Origin of the sequence: Humidesulfovibrio mexicanus, from assembly GCF_900188225.1 — a bacterium.
Lineage (GTDB): Bacteria > Desulfobacterota > Desulfovibrionia > Desulfovibrionales > Desulfovibrionaceae > Humidesulfovibrio > Humidesulfovibrio mexicanus.
The window spans coordinates 391,445-412,795 of sequence record NZ_FZOC01000001.1 but is presented as its reverse complement, the minus strand read 5'-3'; the positions used below and the strand labels follow the sequence as shown (position 1 = coordinate 412,795).

Genomic DNA, 21,351 nt, shown 5'->3' with positions numbered 1-21,351 from the left:
CCGTCGAGCCGCCACGGCCCGCGAGGACAACAATGAGCGAAGCGCCTTTTCCCGTTGGGTCGTATGTGACGAACAGCAAGGTTCCGGACTGGGGCACAGGCAAGGTGCTGGCCTTGGGCGACCAGGGCAAGCGTCAGGTCTTGTTTGAATTCGGCGGCGTCCGGCTGATGCCCATGGACGTTTTGCTTGCGGCATCCGCTCCGCAGAGGCACCCGCTGTTTTCGCGGGTCGATGCCCGGACGGACGTGCGGGGCGTGCGCTCGTTTTTGCAGTTGGAGAAGGCGTTCACGGACGCCTTCACGCAGGGGTTCGAGGACCCCGCGTACCTGTCCTCCGAGCGGGAATACAAGGTTGCCGCCGCAGCGCAGATGGCCGAGTTGTGCTCATCCGGTGAACTGGCGTCCCTGCTTGCGCAGGGCGCTCACGCCGAGGTGTGCGAGCGCGCCAAGCGCCTTGTGAGCAAGACGAACCTCATTTTCCCCAACGAGAAGATGGCCTTGAGCGATGGGCTGAAGCGTGGGGAGGCCGAGCAGCGCCGTTTTGCGACGGCGTTTTTCGATGTGCTCTACGGGGACGGTGACTTCGGCCCCCGTTTCGAGGCCTTTGCCACCGTACTGGAGGAACTGGACGCACTCAAGTGGACCACGGCGACCTATTTTCTTTTCCTCGCCCACCCCGACCGGCATCCCTTCGTCAAGCCGTCGAACATGCAGGAGGCGGCCAAGGCCTACGCCTTCGACATCGGTTACGATTCGCGACCCAACTGGCGCAGCTATTCCCGGATGCAGGATTTTGTGCGCTATGTGGCCGGTGTGCTGGAGCGGCGCGGCGGCATGGCCCCGCGCGACTGCATCGACGTGCAGGGCTTCATCTGGTGTTCGCTCCAGGCCGTGTCGGCGCGCAAAGGCTAGGGGGCGCTACAACAGCTTCACGTAGTCCTTCACGATGACCTTGAGCCCGAAGCCGGGGAAGTTCACGCGGTATTTGTCCGGTGGAATCTCGGCGATGATCTTGCCCTGCCCGAAAATTTTGTGCTCGCACAGCCCGAATTTGGACTGCGCGGCATCCATGGAGGATTTCGGCGGCGGCGCTGCGGCGTGTTGCGCGCGTGGTGCTGCTGCCGCGCTCACCGGCCGCGCGCCGGGCTCGTAGTCCGGCTTGCGTGGCGGCTCCGGGCAGACCACCGGCGGCAGGTAGCCATCGTCGCGGGTCATGGCGCCGGGCCGCACCTGTTCGTCCTTTCTGCGCAGGCCGCCGGTGTAGGTCTCCACGAAGCGTTCGGCCACGGCGTCCGGCAGTTCGGCCACAAAGGGGCTCACCACGGCGGGCTCGCGGCAGTTGTTGAAGCGGTTGAACACCGAGCCCGGCACGATGAGCGCCAGCTCGTCCTTGGCCCGAGTGCAGGCCACGTACATCAGCCTGCGCTCCTCCTCCATGTCCTCCTGCCTTTGCAGCGCCTTCTTGGACGGGAAGCGGTCCTCCACCAGGTCGATGATGATGACGCCGCGCCATTCCAGCCCTTTGGCCGAATGCACGGTGGAGAGCACCACAGCGTTTTCGGCGCGCTCCTCCTCCTCCTTGGCGCCGTCCAGGCACAGGTCGGCCAGGAAATCCTCTATGCTGGCGTAATTGACCACGATTTGCGCCAGCTGCTCCAGCCCGGCCTGGCGCTTGGGATAGTCGTCGGGATACAGGGTCGAGAGGCTGGGCGCGTAGAAGCTCATGGCGCGGTCCAGCGCGGCGGCGGGCGCGTGGGCCAGTTTGCGCAGGGCGTCCAGCTCGGCCAATAGCGGCGGCAGGTCGGGGAAGCGTTTTACGTGTTTGTCCAGGCCCTTGGCGTCTCCGCCCAATATGGCCTGTGCGATCTTGCTCGCGGTCTTGACACCGACGCCCTTCAGGAATCCCAGCACGCGCTGCCAGGCCAGCAGATCCGCCGGGTTGGCGGCCAGGCGCAGGTAGGCCAGCAGGTCCTTCACGTGCGCGGCCTCGTTGAAGCGCACGCCGCCATACTTGCGGTAGGGCAGCCCGGCGCGGGTGAGGGCAACTTCCAGCGGATAGGACTGGTAGCCCGCGCGGAAGAGCACGGCGATCTCGTGCAATGGGTGGCGGGAGGCCATGTCCACAATGAGCCCGACAACCTGGGTGGCCTGGGACTGGTCGCTCAGGGTCTGGAGGATGCGCGGCCGTGCCCCGCCCTCGCGCTCGGTGAAGAGCTGCTTGTCGAACTTTTGTTGCGCGCCCGCCAGGATGACGTTGGTGAGGTCCAGAATGGGCTGGGTGGAGCGGTAGTTCTGCTCCAGGCGGATGACCCGGGCGTTCTGGAAATGCTGCGGGAAGTCCAGGATGTTGGCCACCACCGCGCCCCGGAAGGCATAGATGGACTGGGCATCGTCGCCCACGGCCATGACGTTGCCCGCCTCTCCGGTCAACAGCCGCACCAGCCGCGCCTGCACCAGGTTGGTGTCCTGGTATTCGTCCACCATGACGAAGGGGTAGCGCCGCCTCAGGCCGTCACGGATTTCCGGGCGCTCCACCAGCAGGCGCTCCAGTTCGAAAAGCAGGTCGTCGTAGTCCATGAGCCCCTGGGCGCGCTTGGCCCTGGCGTATTCCTCGGCCAGGCGCTCGATGTCCGGCTGATAGGGCAGCAGGTGGTAGGCCTCGCGGTCCAGGATGCCGCCGATGGAAAGCTCCTTGTTGCGGCTCTTGGTGATGATGTCGGCCAGGGTGGCGCGCTTCGGGTAGGAGCGGTCGCCCTTGCCGAGGTCCAGGTGCGCCTTGAGTTCACCCAGCAGATCCTCGGAGTCGGATCTGTCCATGAGCGTGAGGCCCTGTTCGTAACCCGCGTCAAAGGCGTTGCGGCGCAGCACGGAGTAGGCGAAGGAATGGAAGGTGCCGCCGCTGGCCCCTGTGAGCGGTCGTCCCAGCACATGCCCGGCGCGCAGAAGCATCTCCTGCGCGGCGCGGCGGGTGAAGGTCAAGAGCAGGATGTTTTCCGGCGAAACGTGCGTCTCCACCAGATGCGCCAGCCTGTAGACAATGGTGCGCGTCTTGCCGCTGCCCGCGCCCGCGATGACCAGCACCGGCCCGCCCATGTGCAGGGCGGCTTCGCGCTGGGCGGGATTGAGCTCCCGCTCGAAATCTATGCTCATAGGATGATGGTGCTCCGCTTGTCCTGTGTATCGCAAAGTCCGAAATGCTCCAGCACCAAACGCCCTGTGTCGCGCAGGCGCGCGGGGCGGCCGTCGTCCCGAGTGTCCGCGAAGAACACGTCCTGCGGGCTGTGCATTCCCTGGCGTCCAAAGTGCCCGAATATCTCCGCGCGGTCAAAGCGCGCCTTCAGGTCCACGCCGGGTTGGGGAACGCAGACGAGGTCCGGTGCGTGCGTGGTTCCGTACAATTCGGGACCGTCGAGCACCTGCTCCATGACCGTGCGCCCCCGCCACGAAAGACCGCGCAGCACGGCGCGCAGATCGGCCAGCAGGGCCGGGGCGTCGGCATCACCCACGCGGCCCCGCGCGAAGCGCCCGCGCCGGTGCAGCACTATGCGGCCAGGATCCATGGCAAAGGCCAGGGTTTCCTCGCCAATGACCCCGGCGTCCCATTCATCCCTTGGGGGGCGTGCGTATTTGAGAAACCCGGCCTCGAAGAGCACGCGGTTCAGGTCGGCCTCGGCCTCCAGGCGACAGAAGCCGTGGTCCGCGAAGCTCACCAGCCGCTTGGGCTCCGGCAGCGCGTCGAAGCGGTCCAGCACCTCGCCAATGGCCTGATCCCACTGGCGCAGGAAGGCCAGACAGTCCCCGTGCAGCGGATGCGCGGCGTCTTCCACGGCCGGAAACAGAAAATGGAACAGGCGGTCCGTTTCCGTCAGCACACACACAAACAGGTCCCAGGCAAGGTCCGGCCAAAGCAGATCAAGGGCCGCGCGCCGCCCGGAAAGCGAAAGCCTGAGCTGGCCAAGCAGGTGCTCCGGGTCAAAAGCACCGCGCGTGGTGTCGCCTTCCACCACATATCCCGCGGCGGTGAGCGGTCCCAGCAGGAAGGGCGGAAACACAGCCTGCCGGAGGCTCTCCGCCACGAAGCCCGCCACGAGCATTCCCTTGAGCGGGGTGGCCGGGGCCATGTTGGGCAGGTTCAGCACCCGCGACACGAGTCCGGCACGGCCCAGGCGCTCGAAGATCGTCGGGGTGCGCACGTCTGCGAAATTGGCGATGCGCAGGGTGTAGGCCTGCGGGTCCAGCACGGTGAAGCCGTGCACCCCGTGGACGCCCGGCCCCTCGGCCGTGAAAAAGCTCGTCCAGTTGACGGGCGAGAGTTCCGGAAGCTCGCTTTCAATGGCGCGGGCATGGGGCAGCAGGCGCGCAAGGTTGGGCAGCTCGGGACCCAGGGCACGGGCCAGGGCGAGCGGCAGGCCGTCCAGTCCGAGAACGACGAGGCGAGGGCGGGCGGAAGAGCTCATGGCCGGGCGGGGGGGAAGGGGGAGGAAAGGCTGAATATGCCTCCGGCGGCCAGGGGGCAGCGCCCCCTGGACCCGCCAAGCCGCGAATCTCCGGGGCAAGGCCCCGTGGATTCGCGCAGGGAGGAGACACTGGGCCGGGCAAGCTGGAGCGTTTCAGCCATAACGGGAGTCCAGAGGGGCGAAGCCCCTTTGGCCCCCGGAGGGTGTCCCCGGAGCACCCGGCCAGGTGCTGGCGCGGCCGGAGTGATGCTGCTATACCAGCTCAACTTCATATTTTTTCATGAATTGCACCGGGTTGTAGGAAAGTTTGGCCTTGCGCAGGCCCTCGTCGCCCAGGTCCTGCTCACGGTTTACAAGGGTGAAGCGGCCTTGCTGCGCAGCCAGGAAATGCTTGTTGATGGCCTGGTACACGCCCTTGAACCGCGTGTCGCCCTTCTCGAAGTGGATGACGATGGTGTCGCGGTCGAGCTGTTCGCCCACAGTGTAGGCAATGACCTTGCCCGCCACGCGGATGGTGCCGCCGATGAGTGCTCCCATGCGGTCGAAGCTTTTCAGAACGCGGGAAATGGCTTCGTTTTCGGCCTCCAAGGCCTCGGAGGGATGTTCCTGCCAGCCGTGCCACTCGGCCTGCATGTCCAGCACCTCCTCCACGCAGTCGTCCTGCATGGGCGTGTATTCGAAGATGTTGGCCTTTTCGAACTGGTTGAGCAGATTCTTTTTTTTGTGGAAGCGGTTGCCTTTCAGCTCCATGAGCTCAGGAACGGAATAGACATAGTCGAAGTGGTCGCGGGCTTCCTCGGCGCGCAGACGGCTTCCAAAGGCCTTGGCCCACATTTCCACCAGCATTTCCGGCACGCGGGTAAAGCGCATGGGCCCGGCCATGCACGGCAGCCCCGCCCAGTCCACCTTGGCCCAGTCGCCCACCGGAGCCCAAAGAATGGTCTTGGGCAGGCTCTGGCGGATCCAGACCAGGCCGTCGGCCAGCCGCCAGCCCAGGCCATAATGGCCGGTCCAGCCATACAGGTTGGCGAAAGCGTAGTCGGAGGTGACCTGCGGGCACGCGGCCAGCGCGGCGCGGTAAGCCTCCTGGTGTTTCAGGCAGATGTGGTCGAACGTGTCGCCGTGGGTCATGGGCGCGCTCCATTGCGGGTTTTGGACATGGCGAAGCGCTGCCAGTCCTTGTTGAGGTAAATGTATAGAAGAATGGCCGCCTGGGCCGCCTGAGAGGCAAGCATGGATATCCACACCCCCGTCGCCGTGCCGAGAACCACATGTCCGAGCCAGTAGGCCAGGGGCAGGCGCACCACCCAGGTACCCAGGCCCATGCCCACGAGGTTGTACACCGTCGCCCCAGCACCCGCCAGCGAGCCCGCCAGGATAAGCGTGGTGAGGGTGAAGGGGATGGCCAGCACATTGTACACGAGATAGTTTTCGGCTTCTGCGCGCACAGCGGGGTTGGGGGCGATGAAGGCGGCGATGTCGCCGAGAAACGGCCAGAGGGCGATGGCGAACAGTCCGATGCCCACAAGTCCGACGCCAAGGATGTGCAGACCCATGCGCCGGGCCTCTTCCGGCTTGCCCTCGCCGAGCAGGTGGCCCACAAGGATGCCTGCGGTAAGGTTGAGGGCGAACGCAGCGAGAAAGAGCATGGACTCCACCCGCGCTCCAGCGGCCATGCCGGCCAAGGCGACGACGCTGTTTTGCGGCAGGCTTGCGGTGATGGCGAACAGCACAAGGTAGCCGAAGTGCCAGACCACCTGCAGAAGCCCGGCGGGCAGCGCCACCTTGAGCAGATACGGCAGGGCGCGGCGCGCCCAGCGCCAGGGAGCGAAGATTTCGCGACGCAGAATGCCGCCGCGCCGCAACACCGCAAGGCCGAACAGCGCTCCGGCGGTGACGGAAAAGAAGGTGGACCAGATGACGCCGGTGACGCCGAGACGCGGCAGTCCGCACAATCCCAGTCCCAACCCCAGGTCGCCCAGCGTGTTCACCAGCGTCACCAGAACCATGGTGTACAGCGGCGTCATGACCTGCCTGCGAGCCCTGAACACGGCGTTCTGCATAAGCATCATGTAGTAGGGAGGCAGGGCGAAAAGAAAGACTTCAAGGATATGGTCGGTAAGGGGGGCGATGTCCTGGGGCACCTGCAAGGCCCTGACGAGCAGGGGGCGCAAAGGCAGGCCCAGGCCCACCAGGGCCAGGCCGGACACGGCGGCGATGGCGAGGCACAGCCCGGTATACCGGTCGGCGCGCAGACGTTTGCCTGCGCCCAGGGACTGGCTGATGGCGGCGACCGCTCCGCCAGATACGGCTGTGACGATGATGAGGAACAGGAACAGCGACTGCGTGATGATGCCCAGGCTGGCCTGCACCCGGTGGTCGATCTGCCCCGCGACCCAGACATCCACGAAGCCCACCAGGAAGTTGAAGAACATCATCAGCATCTGGGGCCAGGTAAGGCTCCAGATCTGAAGGGCGGAATGGTTCATGGGGAATTGCGGTTTCATGGTTGTCCTGGCGCGGCGCTTTTGCCCGGGCCGAAGGATTCAAGTAGCCACGAAATGCGACCTGCCAAGGGGCTTGCGTGGAATTTCTTTACCTTGGACCGTAGTTCTGCCATAAGTTTTGTATGAGTCAGGCGCTTCACGCGCCAACTGTGGAGGTTACGAAATGAGCACAGAACTCTCCAAGGGCCGGACTGTTGGCGACGCGCCAACCCTGCGCGTCCACCTGTGGCTGGAGTCCGGAGGGGGAATGGTGTTCGGCTTGGGGCGCGTACAGCTTTTGGACTTGGTGCGGCGGCTGGGCTCCCTGAACAAGGCGGCCAAGGAGCTTGGCATGAGCTACCGCGCCGCCTGGGGACGCATAAAGCGAACCGAGGAAGCCCTGGGCGAGTCCTTGCTTGCAAAGGCCAGCGGGCGCAAGGGCTATGAACTGACACCGCTCGCGGAAGCCTTGCTGCGGGATTTCGCCCTGTGGCACCAGGAGGTGGAATCTTTTGCTTTGGAGCGCGCAAAAGTCCGTCTGCCTTGGGACATCAAGCCCTTTGCCGAGGACGCGGCCCGGAAGTCCTGAGCACGGACCCGCCAACGAAACGGGCCGCCTCCGACGCGCCGGTTCCTCGAAGGGAATGCCGACACGCCCGAGGCGGCCCGTGCTGCTTCGTCTTTTGGCCTAGCGGCGTCCGCCGCGATCGCCGCCGCGTCCTCCGCGACGGTCGCCGCGGTCGCCGCGGTCCCTGCGGTCGCCGTCGCCGCGCGGGGCGGGCCGGCGGAACTCGTCGATGTTCACCTCCTGGCCGGCCTGCTCCATGAGCCAGGCCTTGCGCGACAGGCGGATGCGCCCACCCGGCTCAAGCTCGATGACCTTGACCCAGACTTCCTGGCCGAGCTGGAGCAGGTCTTCCACGCGTTCCACGCGTTCCACATCAAGCTGCGACACGTGCAGCATTCCTTCGGCGCCGGGCAGGATCTCCACCAGGGCGCCGACCTCCAGGATTTTTTTGACTGTGCCCAGGTAGTTGCGGCCCGGCTCCGGGGTCTGGTCGTAGTACAGCACCATGGCCTTGGCCTTGTTCAGGCTCTCGGAGTTGGGGGCGAAGATGGCCACCTTGCCGGAGTCCTCGATGTCGATGTCGGCCTGGGTTTCGGCGGTGATGGCCTTGATGTTCTTGCCGCCAGGTCCGATGACGCTGCGGATCTTCTCGGGGTTGATGAACACCACCTCCATCTGCGGGGCCAGGTCGGAGAGCTGCGGCCTGGGCGCGGCGAGGCACATGTTCATGTGCTCCAGGATGTGCTGGCGGGCGTCGCGGCTCTGGGCCAGGGCGCGGCGCAGCACATCGTAGGGAATGCCGGAGGTGATCTTGATGTCCATCTGGATGCCGGTGATGCCGCGCGCGCTGCCGGCCACCTTGAAGTCCATGTCCCCCAAAGCGTCCTCGTCGCCCAAAATGTCGGTGAGGACGATGTAGTCGTCCTCCTCCTTCATGAGGCCCATGGCGATGCCGGCCACGGGCTCCTTGATGGGCACGCCCGCGTCCATGAGGGCGAGGCTTGCGCCGCACACCGTGGCCATGGAGGAGCTGCCGTTGGAGTCCATGACTTCGGAGACCACGCGCAGGGTGAAGGGGAACTCGTCAGGGTTGGGGAGCACGGGCATGATGCTGCGCTCGGCCAGGGCGCCGTGGCCGATGTCGCGGCGGCTGGGGCCGCGCAGGATGCGCACCTCGCCCACGCAGTAGGGCGGGAAGTTGTAGTGCAGCATGAAGCGCTTGGTGTCCTCGCCCACCAGGGTCTCGATGCGCTGCTCGTCGCGGCTGCTGCCCAGGGTGGCCACGCACAGGGCGCTGGTTTCGCCGCGGCGGAACAGGGCGGAGCCGTGGGTCATGGGCAGCACGCTCGCATCAATGGACAAGGGGCGCACGGTCTTGGTGTCGCGGCCGTCCAGGCGGACGCCCTCTACGCGCACGCGCTGGCGCACGATCTTCTTGTCCAGGTCGGCCAGCACGCCAGCGGCCTGCTTCTGGGCGTTCTCGACTTCCTCGAATTTCTCGGCCACGGCCTTGAGGGCTTCGCTCTTGGCGGTCTCCTTGGCGTCGCGGCGGGCCATTTTCTCGGTGAGGGCGCAGGCGGCCTTCAGGCTCGGTGTGGCGATCTCCTCGACAAAAGCGGCGATGGCGGGATCGGCCTTGGGCGCGACGACCTCGATCTTGGGCTTGCCCACCTTCTCGCGCAGCTCATCCTGGATGTCGAAGGCCGGGGTGAGCTGCTTGTGGCCCCACTCCAGCGCTTCGGCCACCAGTTCCTCGCTCACGAACTCGGCACCGCCTTCAACCATTACGATGGCCGAACGGGTGGCGGCGAAGATGAGGTTCAGGCTGCTTTCATTGGCGATCTGCTTGTAGGTGGGGAAGAGCACGAACTTGCCGTCGATGTAGCCCACGCGCGCGCCGCAGATGGGGCCTTCAAACGGCATGTGCGACAGGTGCAGCGCGGCGGACGCGCCGGTGATGGCCAACACGTCGGGGTTAATGGCGTTGTCGGCCGAGAGCACGGTGGCGATGACCTGCACCTCGTCGCGGAAGCCCTTTTTGAACATGGGGCGGATGGGACGGTCGATGAGGCGGGAGACCAGAGTCTCGCGCTCGCTGGGACGGCCGATCTCGCGGCGGAAGTAGCTGCCGGGGATGCGCCCGGCGGCGTAGGACATTTCCTGGTAATTGACGGTGAGCGGGAAGAAGCCGCGGTCGATTTCCAGGGGCTGGCTGACGGCGGTGACATGCACCACGGTGCCGCCGGACTGGAGCCACACGGCGCCGCTGGCCTGCTTGGCCATCTTGCCGTGCTCCAGGATGATCTCCAGGTCGCCCGCGCGGGCGGAAACACGAGTCTTTTCAAAAGGAACGAGCATGAATACTCCTTGGGGTTGCGGCCCCGACGCCTGCTCCATGCCCGATGTTTAGCCGGCTTGGGGGAGGGCTCTTGCCTGGTGTGCAAGAACGCTCTCCGCAGCCAACTAAAGGGGTCTTGAGCGTCATGCGCGTCGTGGCGCGGTTGTGGGCGGGACGATCCCCGCCATCGGGAATGCCCGCCTGGCGGGGGCGATACGTTTCGCCCCGCCAGACGGGTTTTTTGTGGTTTCTACTTACGCAGACCCAGGCGCTCGATAAGTTCGCGGTAGCGCTGGATGTCCTTGTTTTTCAGGTAATTGAGCAGCTTGCGGCGCTGGCCGACGAGCTTGAGCAGGCCGGTCTTGGAGTGGAAGTCCTTCTTGTGCACCTTGAAGTGCTCGGTCAGGTAGGTGATGCGCTCGGTCAGAAGCGCCACCTGCACCTCCGGAGATCCGGTGTCCCCTTCATGCCGCTTGTACGTCTCAATGACCTGGTTCTTTCCTTCAGGCGTCATAACCACAGCAGTTTCCTCCTTGTCCCGTCCGCAACACTCGCGGCGGAACAGCTGTGCCGGCAAGCTCCCGTTCAGGTGGCGGGGGCGGCGTCCATCCACAATCCACGCAGGATGGTCCAGCGCAACATGCCGTCCTTGGTTTTGGCCTCCGCCAGCGCAACAGGCTCCCCCTTGTCGTCCACCAGCATGACCTGCTCGCCGGGTTTCCCCGTAAGCCCGTCACCGCCGGGTCCGCCCGCCGGAAGCCAGGCCCCGTTTTTGACCAGGGCCGCCAGGGCGGGGGAAAGGGTGATGCTGCGCCAATGCGGGAGCATCTTGCCCAGCGGGATAACCCGCGAGGCGAAGCGCTCCGGCTCTCCAAGAACCGCATCCAGGCTGGTGGCGGCGTCAAGCCCGTAGGGCTCGCACGCCTCCCGCGTGAGCTGCGCAAGCGCCGCTCCGCATCCGAGCCGAATCCCCAAGCTGTGGACCAGGGAGCGAATGTACGTGCCTGCCAAGCAACGTACCCTGAACCGTGCGAAGGGGAGCTCAATTTCCAGCGGTTCGACCTCATACACCTCTATCCGTTTTTCCTTGACCGGCACATCCTCGCCCTTTCGAGCGAGTTCGTAAAGGGGCGTGCCCTCGTGCTTGGCCGCGGAATATGCGGGGACTTCCTGTTCCGTGAGGTCCTTCCAGCCCAGGATGGCCTCCCGCACATCGTCTTGCGAAATTCCTTCTATGCCTCTTTGCTCAACCACCTGGCCTTCCATGTCGTAGGTGTCGGTGGCGAGGCCCAGGCGCATGGTGCCCGTGTACACTTTGGCACCGCTGGTGAGGTAGCCGGCAAGCTTGGTGCCCTGGCCGAGCAGCACCAGCAGCACGCCCTGGGCAAGCGGGTCCAGCGTGCCCGCGTGGCCGATCTTACCCTGGCCAAGGCCATGCTTGATGCTGTTCAGGCAGCCTGCGCTGGTGGGGCCGGAGGGCTTGTCCAGCACGAGCAGACCGTCCAGCTGCGCGGGGCTGCGCTTGCGCTTGCGTCCCATGTTCCCTCTACACCAGTCCAAGGCCTTCGCCAAGGGCTTTCACCAGGCGGTTCTTGGCCGTCTCCAGGTCGCTTTCGATGGTTCCGCCGGCCGCGTTTCTGTGCCCGCCGCCATCGAAGCGCGCCGCCACCTGCTGGACGTTGTCCGCTCCGGTGGAGCGCAGGCTGAACTTGTAGGCGCCGTTGGGTTCCTCGCGCAGCAGGGCGGCCGCCCTTGTGCCGCGCAGCCTGCGCAGGAAATTGACGATCTCCTCCGTGTCCTCCGTATTGGTCTCGGTGCGGGCCATCATTGCCCGAGTGACCACGGCCAGCGCAACCTGCCCGCCATAGTGCAGCTCCGTGGTGGCGAAGCTTTCGCCCCAAAGCCGAAAGCGCCGTATGGACCACTGGTTGCGGATCTTGGCGTTGATTTTTCCTGGCTCAAGCCCCAGGCGGATGAGCCGTGCGCCGAGCTCCATGATGCGCGGGTCGGTGTTGTCGAAGGTGAAGAAGCCCGTGTCCGTGGCGATGCCCAGGTATATGGCTTCGCCGAGCGGTCCGGTAAGGGGGACGCCGAGTTCGTCGGCCAGGTCGGCGATCATTGCGGCCACGGCAGGGTAGGAGTCGTCCACCCAATTGTGCTGACCAAAGCAGGGGTTCCCAAGGTGGTGGTCGATGTTGGCCACCGGGCGGCTGGACATGATCTGGTGCAGCTCCGGTCCCACGCGGCTGGCCGCGCCGCAGTCCAGCACGATGATCCAGTTGGCCTCGGTCCCGCACAGCCCTGTGTGCACCGGTCCAGGCAAGGGCAGCCAGTCGAACTGGTGCGGCAGCCCGGAGGCGTTGAAAAGGCAGAAGGTTTTGCCCAGGCTGTGCAAGATGTGTCCCATGGCCACAGTGGACCCGATGGCGTCTCCGTCCGGGTTCACATGGGCGGCCACCAGAAAGCCGTCGGTCTTCCGAATGAGATCAGCGATCCGCTTGATCGGGCTTGGCATAGACCATGTCCTCAAGAAAATCGTCGTGGGCGAAGCGCAGGTCCGGCAGGGAGCGCATGTTCATACGCCGGGCCAGGCCGGAGCGCAAAAACCCTTTGGCCTTGTTCAAGGCGTCCAGGGCCTGCTTGCGCCGCTCAGCCCCGCCGCCCACCGTGAAGGAGACAAGCGCGATGCTCATGTCGGCGTTGAGCTTGCAGCCGGTCAGGCTCACCAACTCCAGACGCGGATCGGCGACTTCCTCCAGAAGCATGACGGCAAGCTCCTGCATGATCTGGTCGCCCATGCGGATGGAGCGTCTGGTTCCTGAAGCTTTCATTCGAATTCTCCTGCGCTGCTGAACACTTCCGTATCCGCGCGCACCAGCTCCGCAGGGGAGATGGCTTCCACCATGGCCAGGGCCTTGGACAAGCGGCTTTCCACTTTTGCCGTTTCGCCTGAAACGGTCACAACCGCAAGCACCAGCTTCTGATGCGCGTCCTGGGACTCGACCTCGCTGACCGCGACGTTGAAGGTGTTCCTGAGCTTTTGCTTGAGGCTTTGCGCCACCTGCCGCTTGCCCTTGAGCGAACTGTTGCCGTGCAGGCGGAACTCCAGGGTCAGGACGCCGATGATCATACAGCCCTGTCCGCGCGCGCTGGCGGATCGTGACGGTTCCGCCAGCGCGCGAGGTCCGGTTCTAGTCTATGGTGCGGGCGACTTCCTTGGTCTCGAAGGCCTCGATGACGTCGCCGATTTTGATGTCGTTGAAGTTTTCAAGGCCAACGCCGCACTCGTAGCCCTTCAGGACTTCCTTGGCGTCGTCCTTGAAGCGCTTGAGGGAAGAGAGCTGGCCCGTGTAAATGACCACGCCGTCGCGCAGCAGGCGCACCTTGGCCTGCCTGGTGAGCTTGCCGTCCACAACGCCGCAGCCAGCCACAGTGCCCACCTTGGGCACGCTGAAGGTGTTGCGCACCTCGGCCTGGCCCAGGTACACCTCCTGGATGTCCGGCGCGAGCATTCCGCTCATGGCGTCCTTGATCTCGCCCACGAGCTTGTAGATGATGTCGTAGAAGCGGATCTCCACGTGCTCGCTGTCGGCCATGTCCTTGACCTTGGCCGTGGGCCGCACGTTGAAGCCGATGATGATGGCCTGGCTGGCGGTGGCCAGCAGGATGTCGCTCTCGGTGAGTCCGCCGGTGGCGCCGTGCACCACCTGGATTTTCACTTCATCGGTGGAGAGCTTGGTGAGCGCCTCGGTAATGGCCTCAAGGGAGCCCTGCACATCGGCCTTGAGCACGAGGTTCAGGGACTTGGCCTCGCTGGTGGCGCTGGCGGCCAGGAAGCTTTCAAGGGTCAGCTTGCTCTTGCCGACCATGTCCTTCTCGCGCTGCTTGGCGGCGCGGGTCTCGGCGATCTTGCGGGCCACCTTGTCGTCGGCCACCACAACGAACTCGTCACCGGCCTCGGGCACAACGTCGAAGCCCTGGATCTCCACGGGAATGGCTGGGCCGGCCTGCTTGATCTTGCGGCCCTGGTCGTTGAACATGGCGCGCACCTTGCCGTGCACTGTGCCGCAGACGAAGGCGTCGCCGTTTTTCAGCGTGCCTTCCTGGATGAGCACGGTGCCCAGCGGGCCGCGGCCCTTGTCGAGCTTGGCCTCCACGATGTGGCCGCGGGCGGGCTTGGCCGGGTTGGCCTTAAGCTCCAGCACCTCGGCCTGCAGCAGGATCATCTCCAGCAGCTCGTCCAGACCGATGCGCTGTTTGGCCGACACGTTGGCGAAGATGGTGGTGCCGCCCCATTCCTCGGGCACAAGGTCGAACTCGGCCAACTCGCGTTTCACGCGGTCGGGGTTGGAGCCTTCCTTGTCGATTTTGTTCACCGCCACCACGATGGGCACGCCCGCCGCCTTGGCGTGGTTCACGGCTTCGCGGGTCTGGTCCATCACGCCGTCATCGGCCGCGACCACCAGGACCACGATGTCCGTGACCTGGGCGCCGCGGGCGCGCATGGTGGTGAAGGCCTCGTGGCCCGGGGTGTCCAGGAACACCACCTCGCCCCGGTTGGTGGCCACATGGTACGCGCCGATGTGCTGGGTGATGCCGCCTGCCTCGCCAGAGGCGATGCTGGTCTTGCGGATGGCGTCGAGCAAAGAGGTCTTGCCATGGTCCACGTGGCCCATGATGGTGACCACGGGCGGCCGGGGCTTCATATCCTCGGGGGTGTCTGTTGGTGCCGCAGCCAGGAATTCCTGTTCGTCGAAGGAGACGTTCTCCACCTCATGACCGAACTCGGCGGCCAGCAGGGTCGCCGTGTCCATGTCCAGGGCCTGGTTGATGGTGGCCATCATGCCCATGCCGAAGAGCACCTTGATGATCGCCTGGGCTTTGACGCCCATCTGGTGCGCCAGGTCCGAGAGGCGGATGTGCTCGTCGATGCGGATCTTGCGCTTGCCGACCGGCTTGATCTCCTCGCGCTGCTCCTGGCCGCCGCGGCGCTTCTTGTGCCGCGAGCTCTTCAGGCGCATGGGGGCGTCGCCGTCCTCGGAGACGATGGGCGCAGGGGCGAAGCTGGGCTTCTTCTTGGCCGTGGATGGGCCGCTCTTGCGATGGTCTCCGTCGCTGCTGGCGCCACTGCCGGGGAATTCAACAACGCGATGAGGCTTGCGACGGCTGCGGTCGTCGCCTTCCTTCGGAGGGGCGACTGGAGCGCCGGGGCCTCCGGCGGGGCGCTGGCCGTAGCCGCCGGGACCACCGGGGCCGCCAGCGGGACGCTGGCCATAGCCGCCGCCAGGACGGGGCGCTCCGCCAGGTGCGCCGCCGGGTGCGCCATCGCGGCGTTGGCCGTAGCCACCGGCGGGGCCGCCGCCGGGAGTCTGCCGGGGCGTGTAGGGGCGGGCGCCGCCTTCGTGATGGGTTGCGGAGAATTCAGGACGCCGGTTCTGGCTCGCGGCAGGGGGCGTGCTGCCGGGCTCGGGCCGGGAAATGATGCGCACCTGCGGTACGGAAGGAACAACAACTTCGCGCTTGGGTTTGCGTTTCTGGTCCTCGGCCTTCTCCGCTTGGGGCTTTTCGGCCAGCGGGGCTTCAGGCTTGGCCTCGGCTGCGGCGTCCTTGGCAGCGGCTTCGTCCGCGACCACAGGGCGGACTTCCGCCGCAACAGATTCGGCCTGGGGCGCTTCCGGTGCAGACTCGGCAGGCGTGGGCGTTTCAATAGCGGCAGCGGGTTCCGCAGCCGTTTGGGCCACAACGGGAGCTTCGGACGTGGGACTGGGCTCCGTGGGCGGCACGGTTTCGGCAGCGGCCTCGGCGGCTTTCGCTGCGGCGGGCTCTTCGCGATGGATGATGCGCGCCGGGCGGTCGATCACGGGCTCGGCCGGGCGGCGAACCACCTTCGCGGTTTCGCGCGGGGCTTCTGCGGCGGGCTGTTCCTCCGCAGCCTGGGGAGCCGATGCCGTGGCGGGCGTCGCGACCTCGACTGGTTCTTCGGCCACGGGCTCGGCCGCAGGGGCTTCCTCGGACGTGACCAGCTCCGCCTCCTTGGGCGCTACTTGGCGCTTGGACTCGGGCTTGGTCCGCTCTTCGGCTTGCTCCTCGGCGCCATGCCGCGCTGTGCGGCGGCGCACGATGACGCCGGGCTGCACCTCGCGGCGCACGACCTCGGTCTGGGCGGCGGGAGTGCCGCGAAGCGACTGCCTGATGCGGTCGGCCTCGTCATCCTCCAGGGTGCTCATGAAGCTTCTGACCTGGATGTCCATATCCCGCAGATGCTGCAGGATCTCCCGCTGGCCGATACCCAGTTCGGCCGCCAGGTCCTTCACCTTGAGCTTTGTCACCATTCACGTTCCCCTTGTTAGCGCTTCTTCCGCCGGTCCCCGTAGCGGAGAAACCTCTCGCGGCATTCGCCCTGATCGCACACATACAGCCCTCTGCCGGGCATTATTCCCCTGGGGTCGGGCACAAACCCTTCCCCGGTCGCCGCCCGCACATGCCGGAGCAGCTCGGCTTTGGCCCGACGCTGCCTGCAAATGCAGCACATGCGCACAGGGCCCGTGGCCAGTTCGGCCGTCGTCATCGCCGGTTACTCGCCGTCCCCGGCGTTGTCGGTTTCTTCAGCCTCCTGGGGGGCGGCCAGTCCAAGAATGTTGATGGCCGCGCGCATGTCGCGCACCTTCTCGGGCGTCATGCCGGAGATGGTGAGCAACTGCTCCTCGGTGGCGCCGACAAGCTGCGCCGTGGTCTCGAACCCGGCGGAGATGAAGGTCTCCATGGGCACCTCGGCAACGCTGGCCAGCTGGTCCATGCCTTTTTTGTCGGCATTCAGTTCGCCGTAACGGCTCTCGGTGAAGATGTCGATCTTCCAGCCGAGCAGTTGCGCGGCCAGCTTGACGTTCTGCCCCTTGCGGCCAATGGCCAGGGTGAGCTGGTCGTCCGGCACCACAACTTCGAGGGTCTTTTCCTCGTCGTCCACCATGATGCGGCTGATGACTGCGGGAGACAGGGCGTTCTGGGCGTAGACGGCGATGTCCGGGCTCCAGACCACGATGTCGATGCGCTCGCCCTTGAGCTCCTGCACGATGTTCTGGATGCGCGAACCGCGGATGCCCACGCAGGCGCCCACGGGGTCCACGTCGCGGTCGCGGGAGGTGACGGCCACCTTGGCGCGCAGGCCAGGGTCGCGCGCAACGCCCATGATCTTGACCGTACCGTCGTAGACTTCGGGCACCTCGCGGGCGAAGAGCGCGCCCATGTAGTCCGGGTGCGAGCGGGAAACCACGATCTGCGGCCCGCGCGACTCCTTCTGGACCTCGATGATGTATGCCTGGATGCGGTCGCCGCGCTTGTAGCGCTCCCTGGCGATCTGCTCTTCCTTGGGCAAGAGGGCCTCGGTGCGGCCCAGGTTGATGATCCAGCCGGTGCGGTCGCGGCGCTGCACGATGCCGGAGACGATCTCGCCCTTGCGGTCGCGATACTCCTCGTAGATGATCTCCTGCTCGGCGTCGCGCATCCGCTGGATGATGACCTGCTTGGCGCTTTGCGCGGCGATGCGTCCCAGGTCCTCGATCTTGACCTTGAAGCCCATCTCGTCGTCGAGCTGGATGTTGGGATCGTGCTCGCGCGCTTCCTCCAGGGTGATTTCGCTCACGGGGTCGTTGATCTCGCTGACCACGACCTTGAACTGGTACACCTGGATCTCTCCAAGCTCCTCGTTGAAATTCACTTCGATGTCCATCTGCTCGCCGTATTTGCGGGCCACGGAGGACCGCACGGCCTCTTCAAGCGTGTCGATGAGCAGATCGCGGTCGATGCCGCGGTCTTTGCTTATCTGGTCGATGGCCTTCTTCAATTCAGAACTCATGGCGCTCCCTCCGGTGCCGCCGAAGCCGACCCTGACGGGACGGCCGGCGCGAGAATCTGCGTCCGTGCAACAACTGGGGCCGACTGGCGGCCTGCCTTACGGGGCCTGGGGGGGCGGCCCGTCCATAAAATGCTTCAGCCCGGTGATCCGGCCGGGGCGCTAGGCCTTTGTCCGGGGCTCGGGAAATTCGTGTACAAGATGCGCCGACTTCACACGCGGAAAGGCCACCCTCGTCACCTGTCCCGCCTCGTCCACCAGCACATCCTCGCCTTCGATCGCGGCCAGCGGGCCGCGCAGGTGTCTGCGTCCGTCCTGGGGCTCGAAAAGCCGCACATCGACGACCTGTCCCACATACGGGAGCATCTGCCCGGCGTTGAAGAACCGCCGTTCCAGGCCCGGAGAGGACACCTCCAGCACATAGGCCCCCGGCATCACGTCCTCGGCGTCGAACACGACGCCCAGCGCGCGGCTGGCCTTGGCGCAGGTGTCAATGCTCACTCCGTCCTCGGCATCAATATATAAGCGCACCACCATGCGGCTGCCCGCGGAGGCGAACTCCATGCCCCAGAGCGTCACGCCCAGGGGCTCCAGGGCCGGGGCAGCAATTCCGGCAAGCCGTTCAAGCAGGGGATGGTGCGTCATATGTCTAACCGTCTCTTCTTGCGGTTCCGGCACAAATAAAAAAGTGGACCAAAAGGCCCACCATATCTCGGGAACCGGCGAGGTACAGGCGGTCGAATCCTTGAGGCCTTGGAGCGGGTGACGGGGATCGAACCCGCAACACCGAGCTTGGGAAGCTCGTACTCTACCATTGAGCTACACCCGCCCGCACGGCCTATCTATTCGGGCCATAGGGCCTTGTCAACGAAAAAGCTGGTACGGGCAAGCAGTTTTATCTCCATTGCGGAATTCCCGACCGGGGAAGCTCCGGAACGTCGGCGGCCAGACGGCAGGGGAGGGCGCCCGCCGGAGCGATTTTTATGGCGCAGTCCTTGCATGGCTACGGCAAGACCAGGAGGGACCCATGCGCGAAAGCATGTACAGTGCGCTTTTCGGAGCCATGTCCAACGAGATGCGGCTCAACACCATCGCCAATAATCTGGCGAACGTGAACACAACGGGCTTCAAAAAAGACGCCTACGCCTTTCACGACACCTTTCAGCGCTTCGCCCACGACTATCTGCCGGACGACCGGGTCAGCGTGCGTGACAAGGAAATTTGGCCCAGGGCCTACGTCATGGCCCGCCCCAGGCTCTCCAACGAGTATTCCGACCAGAGCCAGGGCGGCCTGCAGGTGACGGGAAATCCCCTGGATCTGGCGCTTGTGGGCAAAGGCTACTTCAAGGTCCGCACCCCAGATGGCGACATGCTGACCCGAAGCGGCAGTTTCCAGCTTGGGGCGGATGGCCAGCTGATTACCGAGCAGGGCTATGAAGTGCTGGGCGATGGGGGCTCCACCGTGACCCTGCCACGGGACAACAAGATCGAGATCGACGCCAACGGCCGCGTGACCGCCGATGGCGTGCAGCTTTCGCAACTGGACCTGGTTGATGTCTCGGACGTCAGGTTTTTGGAGAAGCAGGGCAAGAATCTTTACCGCATCCAGCCCGGCAGCCCGGCGCAGGAGATTCCGGCCGAGGAGATCGCCGTGCAGCAGGGGTATCTGGAGAAGTCCAACGTGGAGATCGTCTCCGAGATGGTCAACATGATGGAGGCCCAGCGCGCTTTCGAGATCAGCCAGAAGCTCATGACCACCACGGACAGCATGGAGTCCCTCGTCATCAACAAGGTCGGCCAGATAAGCTAGGCCGTGCACTTTTCAGGAGGATTCTCGACATGATGCGCTCACTTTGGACAGCCGCCACAGGCATGGTCGCCCAGCAGACCAACATCGACGTCATTTCCAACAACCTGGCCAACGTGAACACCACGGCCTTCAAGAAAAGCCGGGCCGAGTTCGAGGACCTGATGTACCAGACCCTTTCCGTGGCCGGCACGCTCAACGAGTCCGGCGACCGCCTGCCCACGGGCTTTCAGGTGGGCATGGGCGTGCGGCCGGTTACCGTGCACAAGTTCTTTTCCCAGGGCAGCTTCCAGAACACCGGCAACACGCTGGACATCGCCATCGAGGGACAGGGGTTCTTCAAGCTGAACCAGGACGGCGAGGACGTGTACACCCGCGCCGGCAACTTCAAGCTCGACAACAACGGCCGCATCGTCAACCCGAACGGCTATGCGCTGCAGCCCGAATTCACCGTGCCCACGGACGCCACCACCCTGACCATCACCGAGAAGGGGCGCATCTCCGCGCTGGACTCCAACGGCAACGAGCTCGCCTCGGCGGACATCCCCATCTACAACTTCGTGAACCCGTCCGGGCTTAAGGCCATGGGCCGCAACCTCTACGTGGAGACCGACGGCTCCGGCTCCGCCACCCAGGGCACCCCCGGCGACACCAACTTCGGCACCCTGGCCCAGGGCTATCTGGAAACATCAAACGTGGAAATGGTGGACGAAATGGTTGGTCTCATCATCGGCCAGCGCGCCTACGAGGTGAACTCCAAGGCCATGACCACCAGTGACGGGCTGCTGCAGACCGCCATCAACGTCAAGCGGTAGCCGGGGAGTGGAACAGGCATGAAACGCAACCGCATCGCCGCGCGTGCACGACGGACGCTGCGTTGCCTGGCGGCATCGCTGGTGGCCGCAGCCTGCCTGCTGGCCTTCGCCGGGCAGGTTCGCGCGGCGGAAATGCGCCAGGGCTGGTGGCTGCAGGTCAAGGAGGCGGCCTGCGCCAAGGGGCCGAAGGTGCTGCTTGGCGACATCGCCCTGCCGCAGGGAGAAATGTCTCAAGAGGTTTGGCGCGAGATGGCCCAGCGGCCCCTGTGGAGCGCGCCGGAGCGCGCCGGGAACCAGACTGCGCTCTCGCGCGAGCGGCTGCTGGCGCTCCTGCGCCATCATGCGCAGGATCTGGCCGACGCCTGCGCCTTGCCCGCCCAGTTGGTGGTGCAGCGTGGCGGGTCGGTTGTCTCCGCAGCCGACATCGAACGCCGTGTTGTCGGATATTTGACGGAACGCTCCGCCGAATTGGGGGGCGAGCTGGAAATAAAGGATATCCATGTGCCTTCGGCGATATTTCTGGGCAACGGACGCGACCGGCTTGAGCTCATCGCCGGCGGTCCGCTCAAGCCCGGGCGCATCAACCTGCTGTTCGAAGTGCGCGGCAGCGACGGCAAGGTGCTGCGCCGATACGCGGCATCCGCCTTCGCCAACGTGTGGAGGGCCTTGCCCTGCGCCCTGCGGCCCTTGAATCGCCTGCAGCCGGTGGACTTGGCCAACATTCAGTTCAAGCGCAAGAACCTGGCCCACAACCAGAACGCCTGGGACGGCACCGGCGGCCCCTGGCGCATGGTCCGCAGCATCGGCGTGGACCAGGCCATCACCATGTCCGACATCGAGCCTGTGCCGGTCATCGCCCGCGGCGACAAGGTGCGCCTTGTTTTCGAGGGGCAGAACCTGCGCCTGAACGTCAAGGTCGAAGCCCTTGCCGATGGCGGGGTGGGGCAGGCCATTGAGGTCCGCAATTTGCAAAGCAAGAGAAAGATCCTGGCTACCGTGCGCGACTCGTCCACCGTTGTGGTCCGCTAGTCG

General features: G+C 65.2%; 19 protein-coding genes and 1 tRNA gene. 5 read left to right on the top strand and 15 right to left on the bottom strand.

Features of this window, described 5'->3' with window-relative positions; all coding sequences use genetic code 11:
- Positions 1–32 precede the first annotated feature (32 nt).
- A complete protein-coding gene (locus CHB73_RS01955) occupies positions 33–911 on the top strand; it encodes a hypothetical protein (RefSeq protein ID WP_089271524.1) in 879 nt (292 codons plus the stop codon).
- Positions 912–917: 6 nt separating this feature from the next.
- On the opposite strand, the gene CHB73_RS01950 is transcribed toward CHB73_RS01955, so the two are convergent.
- The 4 genes from CHB73_RS01950 to CHB73_RS01935 form a co-directional block, all read right to left on the bottom strand.
- On the bottom strand, positions 918–3,149 hold the full coding sequence (locus CHB73_RS01950; RefSeq protein WP_089271522.1) for an ATP-dependent helicase: 2,232 nt from the start codon (positions 3,147–3,149) through the stop codon (positions 918–920).
- Complete coding sequence (locus tag CHB73_RS01945; protein WP_089271520.1) at positions 3,146–4,456, bottom strand: alkaline phosphatase family protein; 1,311 nt, start codon at positions 4,454–4,456, stop codon at positions 3,146–3,148. The genes CHB73_RS01950 and CHB73_RS01945 overlap by 4 nt, the downstream gene beginning before the upstream one ends.
- A 252-nt stretch (positions 4,457–4,708) precedes the next feature.
- Positions 4,709–5,587 (bottom strand): DUF2156 domain-containing protein, encoded by an 879-nt coding sequence (locus CHB73_RS01940; protein WP_089271518.1) that lies wholly within the window; start codon positions 5,585–5,587, stop codon positions 4,709–4,711.
- The gene (locus CHB73_RS01935; protein ID WP_089271516.1) at positions 5,584–6,963 is read right to left on the bottom strand and encodes an MATE family efflux transporter; all 1,380 of its coding nucleotides are present in this window, start codon (positions 6,961–6,963) and stop codon (positions 5,584–5,586) included. The genes CHB73_RS01940 and CHB73_RS01935 overlap by 4 nt, the downstream gene beginning before the upstream one ends.
- 163 nt (positions 6,964–7,126) lie before the next feature.
- Between CHB73_RS01935 and CHB73_RS01930 the strand changes: the two genes are divergently transcribed.
- On the top strand, positions 7,127–7,531 hold the full coding sequence (locus CHB73_RS01930) for a winged helix-turn-helix domain-containing protein (protein WP_089271514.1): 405 nt from the start codon (positions 7,127–7,129) through the stop codon (positions 7,529–7,531).
- A gap of 99 nt (positions 7,532–7,630) precedes the next feature.
- On the opposite strand, the gene pnp is transcribed toward CHB73_RS01930, so the two are convergent.
- From pnp to CHB73_RS01875, 11 genes are all read right to left on the bottom strand, one after another.
- Positions 7,631–9,868, bottom strand: a complete 2,238-nt coding sequence (pnp, locus tag CHB73_RS01925) for a polyribonucleotide nucleotidyltransferase (protein WP_089271512.1) — start codon at positions 9,866–9,868, stop codon at positions 7,631–7,633.
- Positions 9,869–10,098: 230 nt separating this feature from the next.
- A complete protein-coding gene (gene rpsO / locus CHB73_RS01920) occupies positions 10,099–10,368 on the bottom strand; it encodes a 30S ribosomal protein S15 (RefSeq protein WP_089271510.1) in 270 nt (89 codons plus the stop codon).
- A gap of 65 nt (positions 10,369–10,433) precedes the next feature.
- Positions 10,434–11,387, bottom strand: coding sequence for a tRNA pseudouridine(55) synthase TruB (gene truB, locus CHB73_RS01915; protein ID WP_089271508.1), 954 nt, complete (start codon positions 11,385–11,387; stop codon positions 10,434–10,436).
- Between the two features lie 7 nt (positions 11,388–11,394).
- On the bottom strand, positions 11,395–12,363 hold the full coding sequence (locus tag CHB73_RS01910; RefSeq protein ID WP_089271506.1) for a DHH family phosphoesterase: 969 nt from the start codon (positions 12,361–12,363) through the stop codon (positions 11,395–11,397).
- Positions 12,335–12,679: a 30S ribosome-binding factor RbfA gene (gene rbfA, locus CHB73_RS01905; RefSeq protein ID WP_089271504.1), complete on the bottom strand. Its 345-nt coding sequence runs from the start codon at positions 12,677–12,679 to the stop codon at positions 12,335–12,337. The genes CHB73_RS01910 and rbfA overlap by 29 nt, the downstream gene beginning before the upstream one ends.
- Positions 12,676–12,978 carry a DUF503 domain-containing protein gene (locus CHB73_RS01900; protein WP_089271502.1) on the bottom strand — a complete coding sequence of 101 codons (303 nt, stop codon included), beginning with the start codon at positions 12,976–12,978 and terminating at the stop codon, positions 12,676–12,678. The genes rbfA and CHB73_RS01900 overlap by 4 nt, the downstream gene beginning before the upstream one ends.
- Positions 12,979–13,039: 61 nt before the next feature.
- Complete coding sequence (gene infB, locus CHB73_RS01895; protein WP_089271500.1) at positions 13,040–16,180, bottom strand: translation initiation factor IF-2; 3,141 nt, start codon at positions 16,178–16,180, stop codon at positions 13,040–13,042.
- 14 nt (positions 16,181–16,194) lie between these two features.
- Positions 16,195–16,380 (bottom strand): YlxR family protein, encoded by a 186-nt coding sequence (locus CHB73_RS01890; RefSeq protein WP_327438364.1) that lies wholly within the window; start codon positions 16,378–16,380, stop codon positions 16,195–16,197.
- 42 nt (positions 16,381–16,422) lie between these two features.
- Entirely contained in the window at positions 16,423–17,700 is a 1,278-nt protein-coding gene (nusA, locus tag CHB73_RS01885) for a transcription termination factor NusA (RefSeq protein ID WP_089271496.1), read from the bottom strand.
- Positions 17,701–17,859: 159 nt separating this feature from the next.
- Positions 17,860–18,342: a ribosome maturation factor RimP gene (locus CHB73_RS01880; protein ID WP_089271494.1), complete on the bottom strand. Its 483-nt coding sequence runs from the start codon at positions 18,340–18,342 to the stop codon at positions 17,860–17,862.
- A gap of 109 nt (positions 18,343–18,451) precedes the next feature.
- Positions 18,452–18,526: transfer RNA gene (locus CHB73_RS01875), tRNA-Gly, on the bottom strand.
- Positions 18,527–18,724: 198 nt separating this feature from the next.
- Between CHB73_RS01875 and flgF the strand changes: the two genes are divergently transcribed.
- Genes flgF through flgA form a run of 3 tightly spaced genes read left to right on the top strand, consistent with a single transcriptional unit; the run spans position 18,725 to position 21,348 of the window.
- The gene (gene flgF, locus CHB73_RS01870) at positions 18,725–19,507 is read left to right on the top strand and encodes a flagellar basal-body rod protein FlgF (protein ID WP_089271492.1); all 783 of its coding nucleotides are present in this window, start codon (positions 18,725–18,727) and stop codon (positions 19,505–19,507) included.
- A gap of 29 nt (positions 19,508–19,536) precedes the next feature.
- Complete coding sequence (gene flgG, locus CHB73_RS01865; protein WP_089271490.1) at positions 19,537–20,319, top strand: flagellar basal-body rod protein FlgG; 783 nt, start codon at positions 19,537–19,539, stop codon at positions 20,317–20,319.
- A gap of 18 nt (positions 20,320–20,337) precedes the next feature.
- Complete coding sequence (flgA, locus tag CHB73_RS01860; protein ID WP_089271488.1) at positions 20,338–21,348, top strand: flagellar basal body P-ring formation chaperone FlgA; 1,011 nt, start codon at positions 20,338–20,340, stop codon at positions 21,346–21,348.
- Positions 21,349–21,351: the final 3 nt, after the last annotated feature.

What these genes read in the sequence shown, in the direction of transcription:
- CHB73_RS01900 (WP_089271502.1), bottom strand. Translation starts at nt 12,978, where the DNA reads ATGATCATCGGCGTCCTGACCCTGGAGTTCCGCCTGCACGGCAACAGT.
- CHB73_RS01950 (WP_089271522.1), bottom strand. Translation starts at nt 3,149, where the DNA reads ATGAGCATAGATTTCGAGCGGGAGCTCAATCCCGCCCAGCGCGAAGCC.
- flgG (WP_089271490.1), top strand. Translation starts at nt 19,537, where the DNA reads ATGATGCGCTCACTTTGGACAGCCGCCACAGGCATGGTCGCCCAGCAG.
- flgA (WP_089271488.1), top strand. Translation starts at nt 20,338, where the DNA reads ATGAAACGCAACCGCATCGCCGCGCGTGCACGACGGACGCTGCGTTGC.
- CHB73_RS01890 (WP_327438364.1), bottom strand. Translation starts at nt 16,380, where the DNA reads ATGTGCTGCATTTGCAGGCAGCGTCGGGCCAAAGCCGAGCTGCTCCGG.
- flgF (WP_089271492.1), top strand. Translation starts at nt 18,725, where the DNA reads ATGCGCGAAAGCATGTACAGTGCGCTTTTCGGAGCCATGTCCAACGAG.
- truB (WP_089271508.1), bottom strand. Translation starts at nt 11,387, where the DNA reads ATGGGACGCAAGCGCAAGCGCAGCCCCGCGCAGCTGGACGGTCTGCTC.
- CHB73_RS01955 (WP_089271524.1), top strand. Translation starts at nt 33, where the DNA reads ATGAGCGAAGCGCCTTTTCCCGTTGGGTCGTATGTGACGAACAGCAAG.
- CHB73_RS01935 (WP_089271516.1), bottom strand. Translation starts at nt 6,963, where the DNA reads ATGAAACCGCAATTCCCCATGAACCATTCCGCCCTTCAGATCTGGAGC.
- CHB73_RS01910 (WP_089271506.1), bottom strand. Translation starts at nt 12,363, where the DNA reads ATGCCAAGCCCGATCAAGCGGATCGCTGATCTCATTCGGAAGACCGAC.
- CHB73_RS01930 (WP_089271514.1), top strand. Translation starts at nt 7,127, where the DNA reads ATGAGCACAGAACTCTCCAAGGGCCGGACTGTTGGCGACGCGCCAACC.
- pnp (WP_089271512.1), bottom strand. Translation starts at nt 9,868, where the DNA reads ATGCTCGTTCCTTTTGAAAAGACTCGTGTTTCCGCCCGCGCGGGCGAC.
- CHB73_RS01880 (WP_089271494.1), bottom strand. Translation starts at nt 18,342, where the DNA reads ATGACGCACCATCCCCTGCTTGAACGGCTTGCCGGAATTGCTGCCCCG.
- nusA (WP_089271496.1), bottom strand. Translation starts at nt 17,700, where the DNA reads ATGAGTTCTGAATTGAAGAAGGCCATCGACCAGATAAGCAAAGACCGC.
- infB (WP_089271500.1), bottom strand. Translation starts at nt 16,180, where the DNA reads ATGGTGACAAAGCTCAAGGTGAAGGACCTGGCGGCCGAACTGGGTATC.
- rbfA (WP_089271504.1), bottom strand. Translation starts at nt 12,679, where the DNA reads ATGAAAGCTTCAGGAACCAGACGCTCCATCCGCATGGGCGACCAGATC.
- CHB73_RS01940 (WP_089271518.1), bottom strand. Translation starts at nt 5,587, where the DNA reads ATGACCCACGGCGACACGTTCGACCACATCTGCCTGAAACACCAGGAG.
- CHB73_RS01945 (WP_089271520.1), bottom strand. Translation starts at nt 4,456, where the DNA reads ATGAGCTCTTCCGCCCGCCCTCGCCTCGTCGTTCTCGGACTGGACGGC.